This window comes from Acinetobacter sp. Lyrl_1 (assembly GCF_051948795.1).
Lineage (GTDB): Bacteria > Pseudomonadota > Gammaproteobacteria > Pseudomonadales > Moraxellaceae > Acinetobacter > Acinetobacter towneri.
This window is the reverse complement of the sequence record NZ_JAYJLK010000010.1, coordinates 33718-54896: the sequence shown is the minus strand read 5'-3', so window position 1 is coordinate 54896 and position 21179 is coordinate 33718. Positions and strand designations below refer to the sequence as shown.

Genomic DNA, 21179 nt, shown 5'->3' with positions numbered 1-21179 from the left:
TGGGTGCTTTTTCGCTTATTACTAAATTGGAATATTATTCTGCTGCAGCATCTACAACGGGAATCTTGCCAATTTTAGCTTGCCAGATTTTTGGTGCAATCGCGTGGATAGATGTACCATTGACATCTACCGCAACAGATACAGGCATATCTTCAACTTTGAATTTGTAGATTGCTTCCATACCTAAGTCTTCAAAAGCAACCACTTCTGCTTCACGTACTGCTTTAGATACGAGGTAAGCCGCACCACCTACAGCCATGAGGTAAGTCGCTTTGTGATCTTTGATCGCTTCAATTGCTGCAGGACCACGATCTGCCTTACCAATCATACCGAACAAACCTGTGTGTTCTAAGACTTGGCGAGTAAATTTGTCCATACGAGTTGCAGTTGTCGGACCTGCAGGGCCAACGACTTCATCACCAACAGGATCAACAGGGCCAACGTAGTAAATGAATTTGCCTTTTAAGTCGACTGGTAATTCTTCACCATTGTTGATCATGTCGACCATGCGTTTATGCGCAGCGTCACGACCTGTGTAAATTGTACCGTTTAATAACAACGTGTCGCCCGGCTGCCAAGAGTTCATTTCTTCTTGGGTAATGTTGTCTAAATCTACACGTTTAGATTTAGATGAATCCCAAGTTACTTCTGGGTAGTCCTCAAGTTTAGGCGCTTGAATATGCGCTACACCTGAACCATCTAACTGGAAGTGTGCGTGACGAGTTGCCGCACAGTTTGGAATCATACCCACTGGTTTGCCTGCAGCGTGGCAAGGGTAGTCTTTGATTTTAATATCAAGAACTGTGGTTAAACCACCTAAACCTTGTGCACCAATACCAAGTGCGTTCACTTTCTCGAAGATCTCGATACGGAGTTCTTCCATTTTGTTTTGTGGGCCACGACGTAATAATTCGTCCATGTTGATTTCTTCCATGAGTGCTTCTTTTGCAAGCATCATGGCTTTTTCGGCAGTACCACCAATACCAATACCAAGCATACCCGGTGGACACCAGCCTGCGCCCATAGTCGGAACAGTTTTAAGTACCCAATCTACAATTGAGTCAGATGGGTTCAACATCGCCAATTTAGATTTGTTTTCTGAACCGCCACCTTTGGCAGCAACTGTAATATCTACTTTGTTACCCGGAACGAGTTTGTAGTGAATTACTGCAGGGGTGTTGTCTTTGGTGTTTTTACGACCAAATGCAGGATCAGCCAATACCGATGCACGAAGTACGTTTGAGTTTTCTAGGTAACCTTGACGTACACCTTCGTTGATCGCGTCGTCCAAGCTCATGGTTAAATCAAATTTAACGTCTAAACCCACTTCAAGGAATACGTTTACGATACCAGTATCTTGACAGATTGGACGATGACCTTCTGCACACATACGTGAGTTAATTAAGATCTGTGCAATCGCATCTTTCGCAGCTTTGTTTTCTTCACGATCATAAGCACGGCTCATCGCTTGGATGAAGTCTTGTGGATGATAGTAGGAAATGAACTGAAGCGCGTCTTTGATCGAAGTGATCAAGTCATCTTGCTTGATAATAGTTGTCATATCAAAAATCTCTTGAGCGGGCGGATAGCTAGCGGGCTAAATTATAAGACAAAATGCAGCAATTGTGGGCACTTTGATCAAGCTTTGGGCGAAAGTTTAATATCAGTCGTTAGCTTGAGAGAATTTGTGAAATATCCATAAAATTATGTCGTCAAAACGGGCCATGATTTTGCTGTTTTGTTGGTGCAAATTCAGCTATGTTCAAAGACTTCTTTGGAATGATGTTTGGGGTAAATATGAATGATCACACGCATTTAGCTGCTCAGATTATCCCCATTTATCAACGGCATGCAAAAGCGTGGACAGACTTGCGCGGTCAGTTGTTATATGAAAAAACTTGGCTGGATCGTTTTCTTGCTTATTTGCCTGCGCAGGCCAAAATATTAGATTTGGGCTGTGGTTCGGGGCGTCCTATTGCTGCATATCTATTACAGCATGGGCATCAACTTACAGGAGTAGATAGCGCAGACAGCATGCTGGAGATGGCACGTGAACATTTTCCTGAACAGTGCTGGATTGAAGCCGATATGCGCTCAGTGAACTTGAATCGGTGCTTTGATGGTATTTTGGCGTGGGATAGCTTTTTTCATTTAACGCCAAACGATCAGCGCTGCATGTTCGAGAAATTTGCGCAATGGTCTACCGCCAATACAGTTTTAATGTTTAGCAGTGGACCTGCTGCGGGTGAGGCGATTGGGGAAATGTTTGGTGAAGCACTTTATCACGCCAGTTTGTCGCCAGAAGAATACCGTCAATTGTTAGCACAACATGGTTTTAAGGTACTAGACATGCAAGCTGAAGATCAGGACTGTGCAGGGCATACGGTGTGGTTGGCGCAGAGGTTTTAAAAATAGATTGGATGGAGCTAATCAATTTTTGTAGTGATCTATGAATCTACAGTGTGGAATAAAAAAACCACCCAATTTTTCAATCAGGTGGTTTGTAAAACTTAACTTTACGAATTATTGAGCTGCTTGTTGCTCTGCCTGAATCGCAGTCAATGCAATCGTGAACACAATGTCATCTACCAATGCACCACGTGACAAGTCATTCACTGGCTTGTTCAAGCCTTGTAGCATTGGGCCAACACTCACCACGTTAGCAGAACGCTGTACTGCTTTATACGTCGTGTTACCTGTGTTCAAGTCAGGGAAAATGAACACATTGGCGCGACCTGCAACTTGAGAGTTTGGTGCTTTAGAGCGACCAACACTTTCAACCGATGCTGCATCGTACTGTAATGGGCCATCAATCAGTAAGTCAGGACGACGTTGTTTCGCAATTTCAGTCGCTTTCGCTACTTTTTCTACGTCAGCACCTGCACCCGAAGTACCAGTTGAGTAAGAAATCATGGCAATACGTGGGTCAATACCAAACGCTTTTGCAGAGTCAGCAGATTGAATCGCAATTTCAGCCAATTGTTCAGCATCTGGGTCTGGGTTAATCGCACAGTCACCGTACACATATACTTCATCTGGTAACAGCATAAAGAATACTGAAGATACCAATGAATAATCAGGTGCAGTTTTAATGAGCTGGAATGCGGGACGAACTGTATTGGCTGTAGTATGCACAGCACCAGACACCAAACCATCAACCTGATCAAGTGCTAACATCATCGTACCTAATACGACAGTGTCTTGCAGCTGTTCACGTGCTTGATCGTCAGTAAGTTTGCCTTTACGCATCGCAACCATTTTTTCGACATAGTTTTCACGAATCAAGTCAGGATCAATGATTTCTAAGTCGTGTGGAAGCTCAATACCGCGTGCTTTGGCAACATCGACTACCGCTTCTGGTTTTGCCAATAATACGCAGTGGGCAATACCACGTGATTGACAAATCGCTGCAGCTTGAACGGTACGTGGCTCATCACCCTCTGGAAGCACGATACGTTTTTTCGCTGCAATAGATTTTTGCACCAATTCATGGCGGAACGCAGAAGGCGATAAACGTGGTTTATGCGTATCGCTGATTAATTGGGTTAACCATTCTGCATTGATGTGACTGGCCACAAAGCGGGTAACTTGTTCTGCACGCTCAGTATCATCTACAGGAATTTCGTTGCTCAGGTTTAATAACTGTTGTGCAGTTTCAAAGGTGCTCAATTTAGTATGTAAAATTGGCAAGCCATTTTTCATTGCTGCTTGGCAGAACTCTAAAGCTTGTGCGCTTGGTGCTTGATGTTCAGTTAACACCAAACCTGCAAGTGGAATACCATTGCTGCTGGCTAAGCTACTGGCAAGCAATACATCGACACGGTCAGAACCACTGATAATCAGCTCGCCTGCAACGAATTTATGCATTTCGTGTTCAATATTCGATGCAATTAAGCTGCTGTGTAATACACGGCGCTGCGCTGCTTCACCTTGGTTAATCCATTCTGCAGAAATGTGTGCAGCCAAGTCCGACATGCGTGGCACACTTAAAGTATTGCTGAATGGCACCAAGCCAATCACTGGCATGCAATCTTTACCAATCATTGGATGTGTAGTTTGAATTTTGCTGACAAACTGGTTGGTGTCGCTAATTAAACGTAAGTTTGGATCAAGCGTAACAGGAATTTGTGCAGAATCTTCTGGTAAACCTTTGGTACGCATAAACAATACGCCCGCAGTACGCTCACAAGTTGCACCACCAAAGAAACGTAATTGATTGTCTACTTTTGACGCTGTTTTAACAGCATTGTTGATGTCGGCATTGCTGACAATAATGACTTTTGCATCAAGTGCTTTAGCCAAATTTGCATTCAATTCAGTTGCAAATGGATCACGTCCGTTTGGCAACACGCCTTCTACAATAATGATATCGTGATGTTTAGAAATTTCACGATGTAAACGAACTGCATCTTCAAGCAATTCGTCATTTTCATCATTTTTTAAACGCTCAGTCAGCGCAGTATAAGAAATCGGCTCAACTGTTTCATGCTTGAACAGGTGACGATACAACGCAGTTGTGCGGTCTGCTTCAGGTTGTAATTCTTGTGAAAAAGGCTTTAAGAAACCTGCTTTTACGCCTTGGCATTCCAAAGCGTAAATTAAACCTAAACATGCTGATGTTAAACCAACACCAATTTCTGTAGGAACCAAAAGTATTGTTTTCATAATTTTTTCTAAATCGTAAAGGGACTGATTGAAAGTGGCTGAGCACTACGATTGCTTAAGCAATCGCAGCGTCACATTCAGACTTTTTTGCAGCTGACTTTAGCTCCTCTGCAACTTGCGCAGTTTCTTTCGCAATACGGCCTTCTTCGTCAGTTGGTACAACCCAAATTTGTGGACCGCCTGTACCTGCATCAATACGACCTTCAGTACCGCGTTTTAAGCTGTCATTGCGTTCTTTGCTGAAGTTAAAGCCAAAGTGTGGCAAGTAAGATACAGTTTTTTCACGGATGTACGCAGAGTTTTCGCCAATACCACCTGTGAAGAATAAGCCATCTAAGCGTGGTAAACCACAGCTAAGTGCAGCTAAAGATTTAGCTAAACGGTAGCAGAATACTTCAATTGCAAGCGTTGCATCTTCGTTGCCTTGTTCAGATGCTTCAATCAGGGTACGCATGTCGTTCGATAAGCCTGACAAACCAAGTAAACCACTTTGGCTGTTTAGCATTTTGTCAATTTTGTAGATATCCCAACCTAAGTTGCTTGCAAGGAAGCTGTGTAAGCTTGGGTCTACATCACCACTACGAGTACCCATCACCAAACCTTCAAGTGGGGTTAGGCCCATCGATGTGTCTACACTTTGACCATTCCAGATTGCACAAGTCGAGCTACCGTTACCCAAGTGAGCAGTTAACCAGCCACCTTGTTTGAAGCTGCCAGCCAACTCTGAACCGCGCTCTGAAACGTATGCGTGACTTGTACCGTGGAAGCCATAACGACGTACGTTGTGGTCGGTATATAAGAATTTAGGCACTGCATAACGGTAAGCGTGAGCAGGCATCGTTTGGTGGAATGCAGTATCAAATACAGCCACTTGCGGAAGTTCTGGGAACAAACGCATTGTTGCTTCAATACCCACCAAGTGTGCAGGGTTGTGTAAAGGTGCAAGCGGAGTTGCTTCACGAATACGTTGCACGATTTCTTCAGTTAATAATTCTGCTTTGGTTAAAGTACCGCCGTGTACAACGCGGTGACCAATGGCTTGTGGCTTATATTGAGATAAGCGACCAAGAATAGTTTCCAATGCTTTTTCATGGTCAGCATGTGGAATAGAAAGTTCGAGCGGCTCACCACCTGCGGTAATGCCTTTAATGCGCGCATCAGCAGAACCTAGATTTTCTGCCAAACCAAAGATACGATCTCCAACGCTTTCAGATACAAGCGCATATTTGATAGAAGAAGATCCGCAGTTAATCACTAATACTGATGTAGTCACTTTTATGTACCCGAATTCTAATTGAAGTTATCCCTAGTCAATCAAGCTGCATTGCAAGATATGGCAAACGGCAATCTATTGTGTTGCAATCTTGATCATTACGTATGTTTTATCATGGGTTTTTTATTGCTCCTAGATAGACTTTAGGAGATTAGACTTAAGCATTATCGACCATGAAATCAGAAATAATTAAAATTTATCAGCCCAAAACTTTCATTTTTTCATGAAATGATGGTCTAAAATTTCTGCTTAATTCCTGTTGTATTCTCTTAACATAGCACACTTCCTGCAGGCGAGTGGCAAACTGTTTTAAATTATTTCCTCAATCTTTGTCGGTTTATTTTGATTTGGCAGCGTATTTAATTTCCGACCAACGGACAATCACATAAGCAATCAGTGCCACCATAAAAAACACCAACATCATCCACGCCAAGCCTTGTAAGGTTTCAATAATGGTGCGGTAAATTTCCAATACCCAGCGTTCTTGCGTCAGTTCAATCACAATTCTTTTGTCATTTTCGGCATAGGTGAGTGGGGTAATGTATTTTTCCATATCGTAAATACGAATGCCTGAAGATGTGCCGACCACCATCCCTGCAAATTTGGTGTACTTTGCCCATGCTTCATGAATTGGGTCGTGGATGATACGCGCCAAAATTGCATTGATGGAGCTGGAAAACAGACGCATGACAATGAACGACACCAACAGTGCTAAAGCAAAGGTACTAATAATCAAATAATAAAACATAAGCATCGCCACTCTTTTTGATGATTTTTCTAATCTTGATGGTGTTTTTATTTTAAGTGAGCGTGAGGCAGAAATGTGTAGTGGAACTGTGTCTTAAAACAATGTCTAAAAAATAGAAGGGAATAATGTTCAGCTTCCTGTGAAACTGAACATTATATTTGGATATTGCAAAATTACAGATGGATTTTATTGGCGGATTTGACCATCGCCAAACACGATCCATTTTTGTGAGGTTAAACCTTCCAAACCGACAGGGCCACGGGTATGAATTTTATCGGTAGAGATTCCAATTTCAGCACCTAAACCATATTCAAAACCATCAGCAAAGCGTGTAGAAGCGTTAATCATGACTGAACTAGAATCTACCGCAGCCAAGAATTGACGCGCCAAACTAAAGTTTTCAGTAATAATGGCATCAGTATGATGTGAACCATATTTATTGATATGTTCAATTGCCTCATCAATTCCTGAAACCACTTTAACCGCCAAAATTGGACCTAGATATTCGGTGTACCAGTCTTCTTCTGTGGCAGTTTTGACAGTCGTGCCTAAAATCTTTTGGGTTGCAGGGCAACCGCGTAATTCAACTTGTTTCTCTGCATACAGTTCTGCAATGCGAGGTAGAAATTGCTCAGCAACTCGCTCATCGACTAACAAGGTTTCCATAGCATTACACACGCCATAACGGTGAGTTTTTGCATTCAGGGCAATAGGCAGGGCTTTTTGTAAATCGGCCTGTGCTTCTACAAATACGTGACAGTTACCATCCAAATGTTTAATCACTGGAATACGCGCTTCATTGCTGATGCGTTCAATCAGACTTTTACCGCCACGTGGCACAATTACATCTACATATTCAGACATGGTAATTAATTGCCCAACGGCAGCACGGTCTGAGGTGTTAATCACTTGCACCGATGTTTCTGGCAAGCCTGATGCTTTTAAGCCGTGTTGAATCGCGGCAGCAATCGCTTGGTTAGATTCCAGTGCTTCAGAACCACCACGTAAAATAATCGCATTGCCTGATTTTAATGCCAAAGACGCAGCTTCAAGGGTTACGTTTGGACGTGATTCGTAAATCATGCCCACCACACCTAGCGGTACACGCATTTTGCCCAATTGAATACCAGATGGACGGTAAGCCATATCGGTAATTTCACCAATTGGATCCATGAGACCAATCACATCTTTCAGACCTTGTAACATGCCTTTAAAGCGTGCGGGGTTAAGTTCTAAGCGATCAAGCAGTGCGCTATCCAAGTTGTTGTTACGACCTTTGGTCATATCAATTTGGTTGGCAGCTAAAATAGCGGACTCGCTATTTTCCAATGCCGTATAAATAGCCGATAACGCATTGTTTTTAGATTGGGTAGAAGCGCTTGCTAAGACACGAGAGGCTTGGCGTGCTTGTTGTCCTACCGTTTGCATATATTGTTCAATAGACTCTTGCATAGCGGTTTGATCACTTAGAAATTTCAACTCGATATTAACAGTCTGTGCCTGCACAATGAAGCGTCTCAGCGGAAAATCGACTAAATTGTTCAATCTTTTCATCACAAAAATTAATATTTTGAAATGCTTTGTGATTTAAAAGTAGATGAGCGGTCATAGAAAATGTTGCGTATAAAATCAGCACCTGTATAGAATGATGCGATAACGACATTGATGTCATTCACAACAATAAGCAGGATGCCACTTTAATTCAGATAAGTGGGTAATCGTTCAATGACGAACACTTGCACAATAAAAATAAAATGCGCATGGAGGTAAGGAATATGAATTCCATGATCCAGATGGACACGGATGTACAGGACGCAAGTTCGCATGTCTGTTTTTTTGATATTTACGATAAACACAGCTTTAAACAACCCGCTCGTACCACTTGGATCAACGGCTGGAAAGTGGAATACATGGCAATTGCTCAGCCAGAAACCGCACATTTAACTCCAATTGTGATTATTGGTGGTGCATTCCAAAACTTTAATTCATATAAATATTGTGTCGAGCAGCTTTTTCGTGCAGGGCCAATCATTTTAATTGATATGCCATCTATGGGCGCCAATCAGCAAATGACCAATGTGGAAACAGGTGAGTCGGCAGGAACGCTAGAACTGCATGATTTAGGTCAGATGTTGGGTGATTGGCTGGATATTGTCGGCTTAGATAAAGTATCCGTCATGGGCATGTCATTGGGTTCGGTGGTGGCATCGTGTCTAGCAGATCAGCGTCCTGAATTGATTGATCGCATGATTTTAATGGGGGTTATGCAAAAGACCCGTAAAAGTTGGCGCATGTTGCTTGAAGAATCACTGCATTTAATGAAAGAGCAGCGCATGGATGAATTTGGTCAGGCGGTGATTTTATACTTGGTCAATCATGCCAAAATGGAACAAACTCGCATGTCACCGACTGCAAAGCGTTTGTTTTACCGACAAATGGCCGACTTTACCGCTACAGAGCAAGATCGCTACGATGTGAACTGCAACCGTTTATTGCGGTTAACCAATGTGCCTATTCCGCAATGTAAGGTTTTGGTGGCGTGTGGGCAATATGACAGTTTTACCTTGCCGCATGAAAATGCCAATTTTGCCTTACAGTGCCCGAACATGGAATTTGCCATGATTGCCAATGCAGATCATGTGCCGCAATTACAGCGCCGTAAAGAAACCATGAATTTATTTGCGACCTTTTTAAGCGATGAATCTATTCAGGACTTAGATGGCATTATTCCAATGACACGTGCGCAACTATTGACGATGGAACGCCGTGGAGAAGCGCGTATTCGGGTGCAAAATCCGCAAAGTCATTTGCAGTATCGTCATTCTGATTTGAAAATTGCCACGCACATTGTCGATTTAAACTTCTTTGGTGTATTGCTTGATTTTGAAAATGCTGCGTTGGCGGCACAAGCAGCACAGTTTGAACGAGATATGGCCTTAGAATTACAGGATGAGGAAGGCAGTTTTAGCATTGAATGTTTAATTTTTGAAAGCCAAGGGCAGCAACTACGCGCATTATTTAAGCATGGTAGTTTTGAGGTGGCAGAGCGTTTGTTGCGTTATGTGGAACGTCAAAAAGCGGCTGCACAAAATTTGGAATATGCCCGTTAGTAGATAAAATCAGTGCTTGGTTTAAAATTATCCAAAGAAAATAGAATCAAAATAGCGTGTTAAACCACGCTATTTTTTTTGTAGGCATGAACCATCCAGACTAAATCGCCTAAATGTTCTGCGGTTGTTTTTTCTAAAGAGCTGTTGGAAAAATACAGTTGTGGTTGTTGTAGCTGCACTTGCTCAAAACCTGCATTTTGAAAAAACTGAGTTAATTCCTGCGGAGATTGAAAGTGAAAGGTGAAAGCACTGCGTGACATAAATTTCAATAATCGGCTGCAGTTCCAAATAAAATTGGCGAGCTTGTTTTTGACGGGTTCAGGGTAAAGATCGGTTAAATAATGCAGTTCTGGAAAGTCTTGGGTGTAGTTACACATGCCATTTAACAGCTGTTGTAGCATGTCTTTGCTGAAGTAGTTAATTAAACCTTCACTAATAATTACTAAGGGTTGCGAGTGATCAAAATATTCAAAGGCCTGTTGAAAGGATTCACTAAAAATATCGGCGGTGAGAACTTCAGGTGCGTCGTGGTCAATTTGTCGTAACGCTTGAGTTTTAATTTGCGCCATATCAGGCAAATCCAGTTCACGGTAATTCAGTTCAGGATATTTTTGTCGAAAGTTCCAGCTGCGTGGTGACAGCCCAGATGCAATTTCGAGCACTTGTAATTGCGGATGTTGCTGAATCAGTGCGGTTAAGTGTGCATCAATCATTTGGTGACGTTGTTTGAGGGTGCTGCGCATACTGCCGCCCACATGACGTTCTGCCCAGTTTTCTAAAGGATGTACCAATTTGGCTAAAAACTTGCCTTTTCGGGTCGCAAATACAGGATGTGAAATCCCCCTTTGATACCAGATATATCCCGTATAATGTGCGGTAAAAGAAATATGCCGATGTTTGGACAATGCAGTCGTGTCTGAGCGAGTTGGCTTGGCATCCGAGTTGTGCATTTCAGTCCTTTTTTCTGTCGTGATTTTGCTGTTCAGCAATGTTTTTGTCATTTTCGTATAGACCTTAATTGTTTGTATGGTGGTCGTTGTCTTTTTAGGCATGCTTTGACACTCAAGCTGCGGTGTCAGGCATATACTCAAAATAGAATAAGTTTATCATAATCAAAAAGGAATAAGCTGTCGTGTTCCTTTGTCGTATAAAAGCTGTGAAAAAGTGAAGGCGTATAGGGTCTGTTGACATTTCATAAATGGCTTGCGCTGTAGGCTAAAACTGAGCAGATCAGGCATAAAACGCAGGGAATAGTGGACCTATTTTCAAGTTCCATAACGCAATCTGAGAAAGTTTTAGCCACAGCCTTTCAGGACGAGCATATTTTTTGCTGCTATTGCGTTATGTGCCAGTCATTTAGAATGACTAAATTTCCTGTCCCATGCCTTATATCAGCTAAAAAATCTTGCGAGATATATCTCTCACATCGCAAACATAGACGAATTGTCAACAGACCCTAGTTAGTTTGTGGTGATCTCAAGTCGCAGCGTTTTTAGTGGTACTTGAATAATTGGTCGGGTCGTGACTAGTTTGTGCTGCCTGTAGCGCGGCACTTTGTTCTTTAAATACCAAGATACGATCACGGACGCTTCGCCATTCATCACCCAAGTCTAAAACTTCAGCAATGCTAAACTCTGCACTAAGCTCAGGGATTTTACCGCGCATGCGTTCTAAACGTGCCTGATTCGGCAAGGGTAAATCGGCAATCGCATTTAAAGCCAATCGTTGTGCAGCACGGTTGTTGCAGACCAATCCCATGTCACAGCCTGCAAGCAAAGCGGCATGAATACGTGCATCGGCATCGCCTGCTACACAAGCCGCCTGCATGCTTAAATCATCCGAAAAGAGTACACCATCATAGCCCAAGTCTTTGCGAAGCACTTGCTGTAACCAAAACTCAGAAAAACCTGCAGGGTTCGGATCGACCTGATCATAAATGACATGCGCAGGCATGAGCGCATCCAGTTGATTTTGCAGTTGGATAAAGGTTTGCATATCCTGTTGTTGAATTTCGGCAAAAGAACGTGAATCTATCGCGGCAGCAACGTGAGAGTCTGCTTTAACCGATCCATGTCCAGGAAAGTGTTTGCCTGTGGTTGCCATTCCTGCACGATGCATTCCACGTAAAAAAGCATCTGCCAAAGCAATAATATCGACAGGACGCGCAGCAAAAGCACGATCTCCAATGACATCACTGATGTCATTTAAATCTAAAACGGGTGCAAAACTAAAATCAATGCCTACGGCTAATACTTCGGTGGCCATCAACCAGCCACATTCTTCGGCTAAATCTAAGGCACGTTCAGGTTCGTTTTGGTATAACTCGCCAAATCTACCCATAGCAGGCAATAGGGTAAAACCTTGTTTTAAGCGTTGTACGCGTCCGCCTTCCTGATCGACTGCAATTAAAATATCAGGGCGTACCTGACGCATGTGGTCGGTCAAGGCGCGTACTTGCGCAGGAGATTGGATATTTCGGGCAAATAAAATGACTCCACCGACTTGCGGAGCGCTTAATAGTTCAATATCTTCTTGAGTAAGTTCTGTGCCAGCGATGTCGAGCATCAATGCGCCAATCATATTGGGTGTCCGTATTCGATTTTTATCAATAAAAAAACAATACCTGAATTCTGCAATGATTTGCTACATTTTGACAGCACAGATTATGATAAAACTACACGACAGACCCAAATTAAGTTGTATAAGATTTTGAATCTGCTCAATTCATTGTGAAAAGCAGAGATTGGTCAAAAACCAAGGACGTAAATATTTTTATGAAACTTCAAACCATCGCTTGTGCGGTTGCAATAGCAACTGGCGGTTTTTTCTTTTCTCACGCCATTAACGAGGCAATTGCAGCCAATAATACCGCTGTCGTTGCTAACAGTATTGTGCCGACGCAGGAACAAGCTTTGGTTTCGCGTCAATTGGCGACCTTGGTCGATCGTCAGCATTATTTAAATCAGCGTTTAGATGCTGCGACGTCGCAGCGCATTTTTGATTTTTATATCGACAGTTTAGACCCTGACCACACTTTGTTTTTGGCTAAAGAAGTTGAGCAATACCGCAAACAATATGCAGCAACATTTGGCGCTTCATTAAAAGCAGGCAATTTGGCTGGACCGTATCAAATTCATGCACAGTATCGTGAACGCTTAAAACAGTTTTATCATTTCATGTTGGCAGAGCTGAAAAAACCACAAAATTTAAAACAGCCAAATGTCACGATTGAAACAGATCGGGAAAAAGCACCGTTCTTTAATACTGAAGCAGAAATGCGTAAGCATTGGCAAAAAATGCTGGTGTCGCAGCTCATTAACCTGACCATTAGCAAAGAAGAAGAATTGGCAAAACAAAAAGCCATTAAAGATAACCCTGAATTGACCAATGGTCAGGATTTGGCAAGTCCAGAAGATTTGACTCCAGTGCAGACTTTAACTAAGCGTTATACTCGTCAGTTAGAGCGCATGGATCGTTTAAAGAGCGATGATGTGCTGGATAAAACTTTGAATGCGATGATGCTGACTTATGATCCGCACAGCAATTATTTCCCACCTGTTGATGCGATGGAGCTGAATCGTCAAACGACTTTGCAGCTTGAAGGGATTGGGGTGTCGATTCGTCCTGAACGGGGCAATGAAGACTACACCAAAATTGAAACCATTGTTGAAGGTGGTCCTGCCAGTAAAACTGGGCAGGTGAAATCGGGTGACCGCATTATTGGTGTAGCGCAAGATGGCGAAAAAATGGTGGATGTTGTGGGTTGGCCGAGCAATGAAATTGTGGGGCTGATTCGCGGTAAACGTGGCACCAAAGTCACTGTGCGTTTGTTGGGTGCGGGTGCGGCGATGAATCAGGCGCGTAATGTGACCATTGTGCGTGATGTGATTCAGGAAGAAGATGCGGGAGTTCGTTCACGAACGATTGACATCAAACGTGATGGTCAAACTTATACCTACGGTGTGATTGAAATTCCATCGTTTTATTTGAATTACCGTGCGCGTCGCGCAGGTAATGAATATCGCTCGGTGTCGGAAGATACCAACAATGCCCTGAAAAGTTTGGCGGCCAAAAATGTCGCAGGGATTATTGTCGATTTACGTAACAACCCTGGCGGTTCACTAGAAGAAGTGGCACGTATGCTTGGGCAAGTAATCAAATCAGGCCCTGTAGTGCAAATTCGTGATGGCAATGGCAACGTGAGCGTATTTGAAGATGACGATGGCGGTGCACAGACTTATGCAGGCCCATTGGCAGTGATGATTAACCTTGCTTCTGCTTCGGCCAGTGAAATTTACTCTGCTGCAATTCAGGACTATCAGCGCGGGATTGTGATTGGTAGCACCACCACAGGTAAAGGTACAGCGCAGGTACAACTCGACACCTTAGCCTATGGGCAGGCGACCTTAACTCAACGTAAGTTCTACCGTATTACAGGTGGAAGTACCCAAAACAAAGGTGTGATTCCTGACATTAAACTGGTGGATATTTACAATGAGGAGTTTGGTGAACGCAAAGCGAAAAATGCTTTGAAGTGGGATACTATTCCAACTGCACCATTTAAGCGTGAAGGTTCAGTACAGCCGTACATCACCAAGCTAGGGCAATTGTCACAGCAACGTGTCACGCTTGATCCGCAATTTCAATATTTGGAACAACGTAAGCAAATTGCCAAACAAACTGAAGATCGCAAAAGCATTGTGTTAGATATTGAACAACGCAGAGCAGAGTTGTTAGCTTTGGAGCAACAAACGCTGACTGCGGAAAACAAACGCCGTCAGGAAACAGGTTTGAAACCATTTGCTAATTGGGAAAGCTATCAGGCATCTATTGATGCTTTGGCAGAAGCGCGTGCCAAAATGAAAGCGGCACAACGCCCTGCTTTACCTGAGGAAGAAGCTTTTGTGATTGAAGCAGCGCAGGTGTTGCAAGACTATGCCATGTTACAAAAAGGTGTTTCTGAGCCGAATCAACCTTAAAACAATGTTAGAATCTTAATCAAATAGAACCAGCAGCGAAAAGTTGCTGGTTTTTTTCATCCTAAAGCGAAAAGTAAAGTGACAAGATGCATATAGCTTTGAGTCAGACAGCTATTTTTAGCAGTTTTAAATTGCCATTATTTCATGATGACATATTATATATTTGACTATTGACCAAAGCGGAATAGTATTAAATTCTAAAGTCAATGCGGTCTTTGCTAGATCAATCCGTCGTTCAGGTTGCTTTTTAGTTATTATTTATAAGAGAGTGTGAGATTGAGTAGCCGAAAAACAATAAAATATGACAGAGATGGATACATCTAATGATGCATGTACATTATGATCTGAGCTTGGTAATTGGCTCGGTAGCAATCTCAGTATTGGCCTGCTATTTTGCAGTGTTTGTTGAGCAAATGCTTTTTCAAAATGTACAACAACAACTAAAAAAAATTGCATTAATCATGAGTGGTTTACTGCTGGGTGCGGCAGTGTGGAGTATGCATTTTGTGGGCATGTTGGCATGCCAGTTACCTGCACCGTATCAATTTGATCTTAGCTTTACGACCCTATCTTTTGTTATTGCATTTATCGCCTCTACGTTTGCGGTTTGGCTGACCACGCAATCGACCTTGCCTGTGGCGCGTTTGATCCTGAGCGGCATTTTAATGGGGTTGGGTATTTCAGGCATGCACTATACGGGCATGATGGGAATTCAGGTAGAAGGCTACCGTAGTTATTATGATCCTACCATTGTTTTGCTGTCTGTATTAGTGGCCATTGGCGGTGCAATACTTACCTTTTGGTTTATGTTTCATTCCAAGTGCAGAATGGGGCGTCAGGCACAATATAAAATTTTCATTGCGGTGCTCATGAGTCTGAGCATTGTTGCCATGCACTATATAGGCATGGAAGCACTGCATTTTTACTCTACAGCAGATTTGCCTCAATCAGGGCACTTCCAGATCGGGCAAGGGCCAGCTCTGTTGGTGGTTATTTTAGTGACCAGTCTGATTTTTGCTGCTGCGGTGGGCGTATCTCTGCTGGAGCTGCGCTTAGAAGAAAAAAGCAGACAATTGTCTTTAGCCAACCGTGAATTGGCCAATCAGGCAGTCAAAGATAACCTGACCAAATTGCCCAACCGTTTATATTTAGCTGAATATGCACAATTGCTTTTTTCTGAGCATCGGCAAAAAAACACTAAAATTGCATTTTTGTATATCGACTTAGACCGCTTTAAAGCGGTGAATGACGTATTTGGGCATCATGTTGGCGATCAATTGCTGATTCAGTTGTCTAAACGTGTGCAATCCCACTTGGGCGAAAATACCCAGTTATTAAGAATTGGTGGCGATGAATTTCTTTTGGTGATTGAACATACCGACATTGCAGAAGCCACTGTCATTTCTGAAAAAATATTAGAACTGATTCAGCAAAGTTTCTTAATTGCAGGCAAGGTCATTAATATTTCAGGCAGTATTGGCATTGCGATGTATCCAGAGCATGGCACCAATTTGCAAGATATTTTAATGAATGCTGATGCGGCGATGCTGACCTCTAAATATCAGGGGCGTAACACCAGTTCGGTATTTAATTATGATCTGGAGTTACTTGAGGCCAAAAGCCAAAGTAAGTTGATTAATGATTTATATAAAGCGGTTGAACAACAACAATTTGCGTTGTTCTATCAGCCAAAGTTTAAAGCCACTGACCATAAAATTTGTGGCGTAGAAGCTTTAATTCGTTGGTATCACCCTGTACATGGCTTACTTACCCCAAATATGTTTATTAAAGGAGCTGAAAAGACGGGGTTGATTATTCAAATTGGCTATTGGACGTTAGAGGAAGCCTTTAAACAAATTCAAATTTGGGAAAGATCAGGTGCACCGTTATTTCCTGTGGCTGTGAATTTATCGGCAGTGCAGTTTGAACATAAACACTTATTTTCGACTTTAGAAAACTTGTTTAAACGCTATGAGATTCAACCCCATCACCTGATGATTGAAGTGACTGAAAGTACAGCAATGCATCATATTGAATCGAGTATTCGTAGTTTTGAGCGTTTGCGTCAAATGGGGATTCAATTGGCGATTGATGATTTTGGCACAGGACATTCGAGTTTCTTATATTTGAAAAAATTGCCAGTCGATGAGTTGAAAATTGATCGTGCTTTTATTTTAGATTTGTGTTTGGACAGCAAAGAAGAATTAATTTTAGAAAGTATTATTCAGTTGGCGATTAAACTGGGTTTAACTGTGACCGCTGAAGGGGTGGAAACGCCGTTACAAGCAGAAATTTTAACCCGTTTAGGCTGTCAGCAATTACAGGGCTACTTATTAGGCTTACCAATGGATGTTGAGCGTTTAGAAGAGCTGTTTAAACATTCGGCTTAAGCTAGCGATCATGCTACCGCTCAAGATAGCGTACAAGTGAGCGACCAAGTCCAGCGTTTAATTTCAGTGATGAAACAAGATGAATATAGTTTGGCTGAGTTGATGCAGTTGTTAGGTTTAACTCATAGCGCAACATTCCAAAAGAACGATATGAATCCTGCCATAGAAGTAGGTTTGATTGAACGTACGATTCCAGAAAAACCGAAAAGCCAAAAGCAAAAGTATAGATTGAAAAAGTAACTATATTTTCAGTTGTGGATAAATTAGAACATATCAACAATCAATAAAATTTGATTCAAATCTGCTACAATTACGCCAATTTTTCATATTGATCATTTTGATCTTATACACTGCGGTTCTGCAGTAGGTGTCTTGCATGAGTTTTAAAGATGAGTTAGCGGCGCAGGTCGCACAGCGACGTACTTTCGCGATTATTTCCCACCCCGATGCTGGTAAAACCACCATGACAGAAAAACTGCTGTTATGGGGACAAGCCATTCAAGTTGCAGGGATGGTAAAAAGCCGTAAGTCAGATCGTGGCGCAACATCTGACTGGATGGAAATGGAAAAAGAACGTGGTATTTCCATTACAACTTCGGTGATGCAATTCCCGTATAAAGACAAAATGATTAACCTGCTCGATACCCCAGGGCACGAAGATTTCTCTGAAGATACTTACCGCACTCTAACTGCGGTGGACTCTGCACTGATGGTGATTGATGGTGCGAAAGGTGTCGAAGACCGTACCATTAAATTAATGGATGTGTGTCGTATGCGTGACACACCCATCATTTCATTCGTCAACAAAATGGACCGCGAAATTCGTGAACCATTAGAGTTGTTGGATGAAATTGAAAATGTCCTCAAAATTAAGTGTGTGCCAATCACTTGGCCAATGGGTACAGGGCGTGATTTCGCAGGGGTGTTTAACCTCATCGAAGAAAAGTTTTATGTGTACAAATCAGGTTTTGGTTCAACCATTCCTGAAATTGAAGTACGTGATGGCTATAACCATGCAGACCTACGTGAAAAAGTAGGTGAATTGGCATGGGCGGCATTTGAAGAATCACTTGAGTTGGTACAAATGGCGAATGAGCCTTTAGACCGTGAAGAGTTTTTAGCGGGTCGTCAAACACCAGTGCTATTTGGTACTGCTTTGGGTAACTTCGGTGTAGATCATGTATTGAATGCATTCAGTGAATATGCGCCGCCGCCAAAAGCACATCCAACGCAAGACCGTATTGTAGAAGCCAATGAAGAAGGCTTTAGTGGTTTTGTTTTTAAAATTCAGGCCAATATGGATCCGAAGCACCGTGACCGTATTGCTTTCATGCGAATCTGTTCAGGCAAGTATGAAAAAGGCTTAAAAATGAAGCATGTGCGTATTGATAAAGATGTACGTATCAGCGATGCCTTGACCTTCTTGGCAGGTGACCGTCAGCACCTCGAAGAAGCTTGGCCGGGCGACATTATTGGTCTACATAACCACGGGACGATTCAAATTGGCGATACCTTCACTTCGGGTGAAAAGTTGCAATTTACAGGGATTCCGCACTTCGCACCTGAAATGTTCCGTCGTGTACGCTTGAAAGACCCATTGAAGTCCAAACAGCTGCAAAAAGGCCTTAAAGAGCTTTCAGAAGAAGGTGCAACGCAAGTCTTTATGCCACAAAACAGCAATGATTTAATCGTAGGTGCTGTTGGTGTGCTACAGTTTGAAGTCGTCGCCTATCGCCTGAAAGAAGAATACAAAGTCGATTGTATTTACGAGCCTGTCAGCATCAACACGGTACGCTGGGTGTCTTGTGCCGATGAGAAAAAGTTTAACGAATTTAAGAAAAAAGCCCACGATCAGTTGTCTGTCGATGGTGGTGGTCACTTAACTTATCTTGCGCCAAGCCGTGTGAATTTACAGTTAATGCAAGAGCGTTACCCTGACATTGAGTTTAGAAACACGCGCGAGCACTAAGCCGTTGCTAATGTTTGATCTGGCAGGTGCGATCAGCGTAGCGTAGATGAATGTTCAGCGTTGCTAAAAGTTTCAAAATTAAAACAGCTTCTTTAGGAAGCTGTTTTATTATGGGGGCGGTAAAAGATTAAAGATTATTTTTGATAAGTGAATTGGGGAAATCATGCAGCAAAAATCGGTTTATCTGGGTGCAATTTTGAGCGGGATGGTTTTGCTTAGCGCCTGTGACTCATCTAAACAAGATCAAAACTCAGATGAGCAAACGTCTATTTTTCAGAAAGATCAAGCGGATGTTTTACCGTATTTGAATATCAAGCAACAGGCAGCAGAAATTGCCTTGCCATTTTGTGAAAATAAAAACTGCATTGAATTAGAGGTACAAACTTTAAATACCCAAGATACATGGCTCAACAGTTGGATTGCAAAAAATCAGGCCATGGTGATTCAAGATCAAATTGGCTTAAAACAAAACATGAGTTTGCAGCAAGCCGTAGATGCCTATGTGAAAAAATCCGATGCTTGGCAGGCACAATTAGATCAAAATAAAGCTTATGAATTGGCGATGTACACCCGTATGGCATATCAACGCAATCAATATGTTTTGTTGCAAGTCGGGGTAGATAGCAAACAGGAAGGCACGCAGGTCAAAGAACGCTATTATTTCTTTGTGGCAGATCGGAAGCAGCAAAAAGCCTTGTCTGTTTTAGATGTGATTGATGCCAAACAACAAACCCGTATGAATACTTTTGTACAGCAGGCCTATCAGGATTGGCTCAAAACACAAAGCAGTGACGTGCAGAAAGCAGCACCTGCCAAATTATACTGGGGGCAGGCAGATTGGTTTTTTGATGATCAGGGCTTAGGATTGCATTATCGCACCCATGAAATTGTCAAAGATGGCACGCAGTTAGATATTTACCTAAGCAAAGCACAAACACAACAAGTTTTAAAAGCAGACATCTATCCATCTATGTTTTAGTAGGTGAGTACGGTGACAAGCAAAAATAGATGAAATCAAGGTTGGATCCATGTTGAAAAATAAAAGTATTTTGGCGATCAGTATTTTAATTACAACGCTAGGGATTACTGCATGTCAGCCAAAGAAAACCGAACCAGAAACAGTCGAGCCAGAGCAGACGCAGGCGGAACAACAAAGCTTAAAACTGGTCGGGGATACTGAAAAACTGAATTTGTCGTTGCCTAAATGTGAAGGGAATAACTGCCCTGAAATTTCAATTGAGCGTTTGAATAGTAATCAGGCCTTTATCGACCATTTTATTGATCAGAAAATTATTCAAGAATTGGCACAAATTTTAGAAATTGCACCACAGCAGGCGGCTTCTGAGGCTATAGCAGTTGAGAATGCAGCCAGTGAAAATACAGCAGCCAGTGCTGCAGATGCACCTGCCAGCAACCCCACTGCAGCAGCCATTGCACAAGTGGAAACTTTGGCGCAAAAATTAGAAAAACAAACTGTGCCTTATGTGCAAAGCTTTTTGGTACTTGATCAGGAACTGAAAGCTTTAAGCTCAAATCATAAAATCAGTTTGATGATTAAGCCTAAAATTTTGAATGCAGATCAGCCTTTGGCAACCGTGGTACTGAATAGCAGTAGTTATTTGGGCGGAGCGCATGGTGCATCGGCACAGCAATACTATAATTTTGATTTAGAACAGAAAAAATTAGTATTGTTAAATGACATTCTGTTAGAGAAGCAGCGTCCACAATTGGAGCGCAAAGCCTACGAAGCATTTAAACAATGGGTCATCACATCTGAACTTTCCACCAATGTGCAAGAATATGAACAAGCGTGGAAATTTAAGCTGTCGGAAAATTACTATTTAGGTCAACAGGGTTTAATTCTGCAATACGCAGAATATGAAATAGGCCCTTATGTCGTTGGTTTACCGCGTTTAACCATTCCGTATGCAGAACTGCAGGGGATTTTAAAAGCTGCGTATTTGCCTGTAACAGAAGCAGCCTCTGAAGCAACCGCAAAATCTGCCGAAGCCAGTGCAGTAAACACAACCAAAGCGAAATCTTAA

14 protein-coding genes and 1 pseudogene are annotated in these 21179 nt (G+C 42.3%); 8 read left to right on the top strand and 7 right to left on the bottom strand.

Annotated features, from left to right (window positions below; all coding sequences use genetic code 11):
• Nucleotides 1-34 precede the first annotated feature (34 nt).
• Nucleotides 35-1561 (bottom strand): fumarate hydratase, encoded by a 1527-nt coding sequence (locus tag VF675_RS05450; protein WP_004974861.1) that lies wholly within the window; start codon nucleotides 1559-1561, stop codon nucleotides 35-37.
• Nucleotides 1562-1797: 236 nt separating this feature from the next.
• Here VF675_RS05450 and VF675_RS05445 point away from each other — a divergent pair, with 236 nt between their 5' ends.
• A complete protein-coding gene (locus VF675_RS05445; RefSeq protein ID WP_440204900.1) occupies nucleotides 1798-2409 on the top strand; it encodes a class I SAM-dependent DNA methyltransferase in 612 nt (203 codons plus the stop codon).
• Between the two features lie 114 nt (nucleotides 2410-2523).
• On the opposite strand, the gene pta is transcribed toward VF675_RS05445, so the two are convergent.
• The 4 genes from pta to VF675_RS05425 form a co-directional block, all read right to left on the bottom strand.
• Entirely contained in the window at nucleotides 2524-4665 is a 2142-nt protein-coding gene (gene pta, locus VF675_RS05440) for a phosphate acetyltransferase (RefSeq protein ID WP_004974865.1), read from the bottom strand.
• A gap of 55 nt (nucleotides 4666-4720) precedes the next feature.
• The gene (locus VF675_RS05435) at nucleotides 4721-5938 is read right to left on the bottom strand and encodes an acetate/propionate family kinase (RefSeq protein WP_096901391.1); all 1218 of its coding nucleotides are present in this window, start codon (nucleotides 5936-5938) and stop codon (nucleotides 4721-4723) included.
• A 337-nt stretch (nucleotides 5939-6275) separates the two neighbouring features.
• Complete coding sequence (locus tag VF675_RS05430) at nucleotides 6276-6686, bottom strand: hypothetical protein (RefSeq protein ID WP_026438428.1); 411 nt, start codon at nucleotides 6684-6686, stop codon at nucleotides 6276-6278.
• Nucleotides 6687-6872: 186 nt separating this feature from the next.
• Nucleotides 6873-8138 carry a glutamate-5-semialdehyde dehydrogenase gene (locus VF675_RS05425; RefSeq protein WP_179996009.1) on the bottom strand — a complete coding sequence of 422 codons (1266 nt, stop codon included), beginning with the start codon at nucleotides 8136-8138 and terminating at the stop codon, nucleotides 6873-6875.
• A gap of 323 nt (nucleotides 8139-8461) precedes the next feature.
• Here VF675_RS05425 and VF675_RS05420 point away from each other — a divergent pair, with 323 nt between their 5' ends.
• A complete protein-coding gene (locus tag VF675_RS05420; protein ID WP_004974874.1) occupies nucleotides 8462-9796 on the top strand; it encodes an alpha/beta fold hydrolase in 1335 nt (444 codons plus the stop codon).
• 59 nt (nucleotides 9797-9855) lie between these two features.
• Here the strand turns inward: VF675_RS05420 and VF675_RS05415 are convergent, their stop codons facing one another.
• Complete coding sequence (locus VF675_RS05415) at nucleotides 9856-10746, bottom strand: class I SAM-dependent methyltransferase (protein WP_136144264.1); 891 nt, start codon at nucleotides 10744-10746, stop codon at nucleotides 9856-9858.
• 526 nt (nucleotides 10747-11272) lie between these two features.
• A complete protein-coding gene (nagZ, locus tag VF675_RS05410) occupies nucleotides 11273-12376 on the bottom strand; it encodes a beta-N-acetylhexosaminidase (protein ID WP_440204899.1) in 1104 nt (367 codons plus the stop codon).
• A 194-nt stretch (nucleotides 12377-12570) separates the two neighbouring features.
• On the opposite strand from nagZ, the gene VF675_RS05405 reads away from it, so the two are divergent.
• The 6 genes and pseudogenes from VF675_RS05405 to VF675_RS05380 all read left to right on the top strand — a co-directional run bounded on the left by VF675_RS05405 (nucleotide 12571) and on the right by VF675_RS05380 (nucleotide 21179).
• On the top strand, nucleotides 12571-14775 hold the full coding sequence (locus VF675_RS05405; protein ID WP_096901393.1) for a carboxy terminal-processing peptidase: 2205 nt from the start codon (nucleotides 12571-12573) through the stop codon (nucleotides 14773-14775).
• Nucleotides 14776-15098: 323 nt separating this feature from the next.
• Complete coding sequence (locus VF675_RS05400) at nucleotides 15099-17165, top strand: putative bifunctional diguanylate cyclase/phosphodiesterase (protein ID WP_440204898.1); 2067 nt, start codon at nucleotides 15099-15101, stop codon at nucleotides 17163-17165.
• A 3-nt stretch (nucleotides 17166-17168) separates the two neighbouring features.
• Nucleotides 17169-17405, top strand: a pseudogene (locus tag VF675_RS05395) (Fic family protein); the annotation flags it as partial.
• A gap of 136 nt (nucleotides 17406-17541) precedes the next feature.
• The gene (locus tag VF675_RS05390) at nucleotides 17542-19134 is read left to right on the top strand and encodes a peptide chain release factor 3 (RefSeq protein WP_004974887.1); all 1593 of its coding nucleotides are present in this window, start codon (nucleotides 17542-17544) and stop codon (nucleotides 19132-19134) included.
• Between the two features lie 163 nt (nucleotides 19135-19297).
• Nucleotides 19298-20113, top strand: coding sequence for a hypothetical protein (locus tag VF675_RS05385; protein WP_096901395.1), 816 nt, complete (start codon nucleotides 19298-19300; stop codon nucleotides 20111-20113).
• Nucleotides 20114-20162: 49 nt separating this feature from the next.
• Nucleotides 20163-21179 (top strand): RsiV family protein, encoded by a 1017-nt coding sequence (locus VF675_RS05380; RefSeq protein WP_180043998.1) that lies wholly within the window; start codon nucleotides 20163-20165, stop codon nucleotides 21177-21179.

What these genes read in the sequence shown, in the direction of transcription:
- VF675_RS05430 (WP_026438428.1), bottom strand. Translation starts at nt 6,686, where the DNA reads ATGTTTTATTATTTGATTATTAGTACCTTTGCTTTAGCACTGTTGGTG.
- VF675_RS05450 (WP_004974861.1), bottom strand. Translation starts at nt 1,561, where the DNA reads ATGACAACTATTATCAAGCAAGATGACTTGATCACTTCGATCAAAGAC.
- VF675_RS05405 (WP_096901393.1), top strand. Translation starts at nt 12,571, where the DNA reads ATGAAACTTCAAACCATCGCTTGTGCGGTTGCAATAGCAACTGGCGGT.
- nagZ (WP_440204899.1), bottom strand. Translation starts at nt 12,376, where the DNA reads ATGATTGGCGCATTGATGCTCGACATCGCTGGCACAGAACTTACTCAA.
- VF675_RS05390 (WP_004974887.1), top strand. Translation starts at nt 17,542, where the DNA reads ATGAGTTTTAAAGATGAGTTAGCGGCGCAGGTCGCACAGCGACGTACT.
- VF675_RS05420 (WP_004974874.1), top strand. Translation starts at nt 8,462, where the DNA reads ATGAATTCCATGATCCAGATGGACACGGATGTACAGGACGCAAGTTCG.
- VF675_RS05445 (WP_440204900.1), top strand. Translation starts at nt 1,798, where the DNA reads ATGAATGATCACACGCATTTAGCTGCTCAGATTATCCCCATTTATCAA.
- pta (WP_004974865.1), bottom strand. Translation starts at nt 4,665, where the DNA reads ATGAAAACAATACTTTTGGTTCCTACAGAAATTGGTGTTGGTTTAACA.
- VF675_RS05380 (WP_180043998.1), top strand. Translation starts at nt 20,163, where the DNA reads ATGTTGAAAAATAAAAGTATTTTGGCGATCAGTATTTTAATTACAACG.
- VF675_RS05415 (WP_136144264.1), bottom strand. Translation starts at nt 10,746, where the DNA reads ATGCACAACTCGGATGCCAAGCCAACTCGCTCAGACACGACTGCATTG.
- VF675_RS05385 (WP_096901395.1), top strand. Translation starts at nt 19,298, where the DNA reads ATGCAGCAAAAATCGGTTTATCTGGGTGCAATTTTGAGCGGGATGGTT.
- VF675_RS05425 (WP_179996009.1), bottom strand. Translation starts at nt 8,138, where the DNA reads ATGCAAGAGTCTATTGAACAATATATGCAAACGGTAGGACAACAAGCA.
- VF675_RS05400 (WP_440204898.1), top strand. Translation starts at nt 15,099, where the DNA reads ATGATGCATGTACATTATGATCTGAGCTTGGTAATTGGCTCGGTAGCA.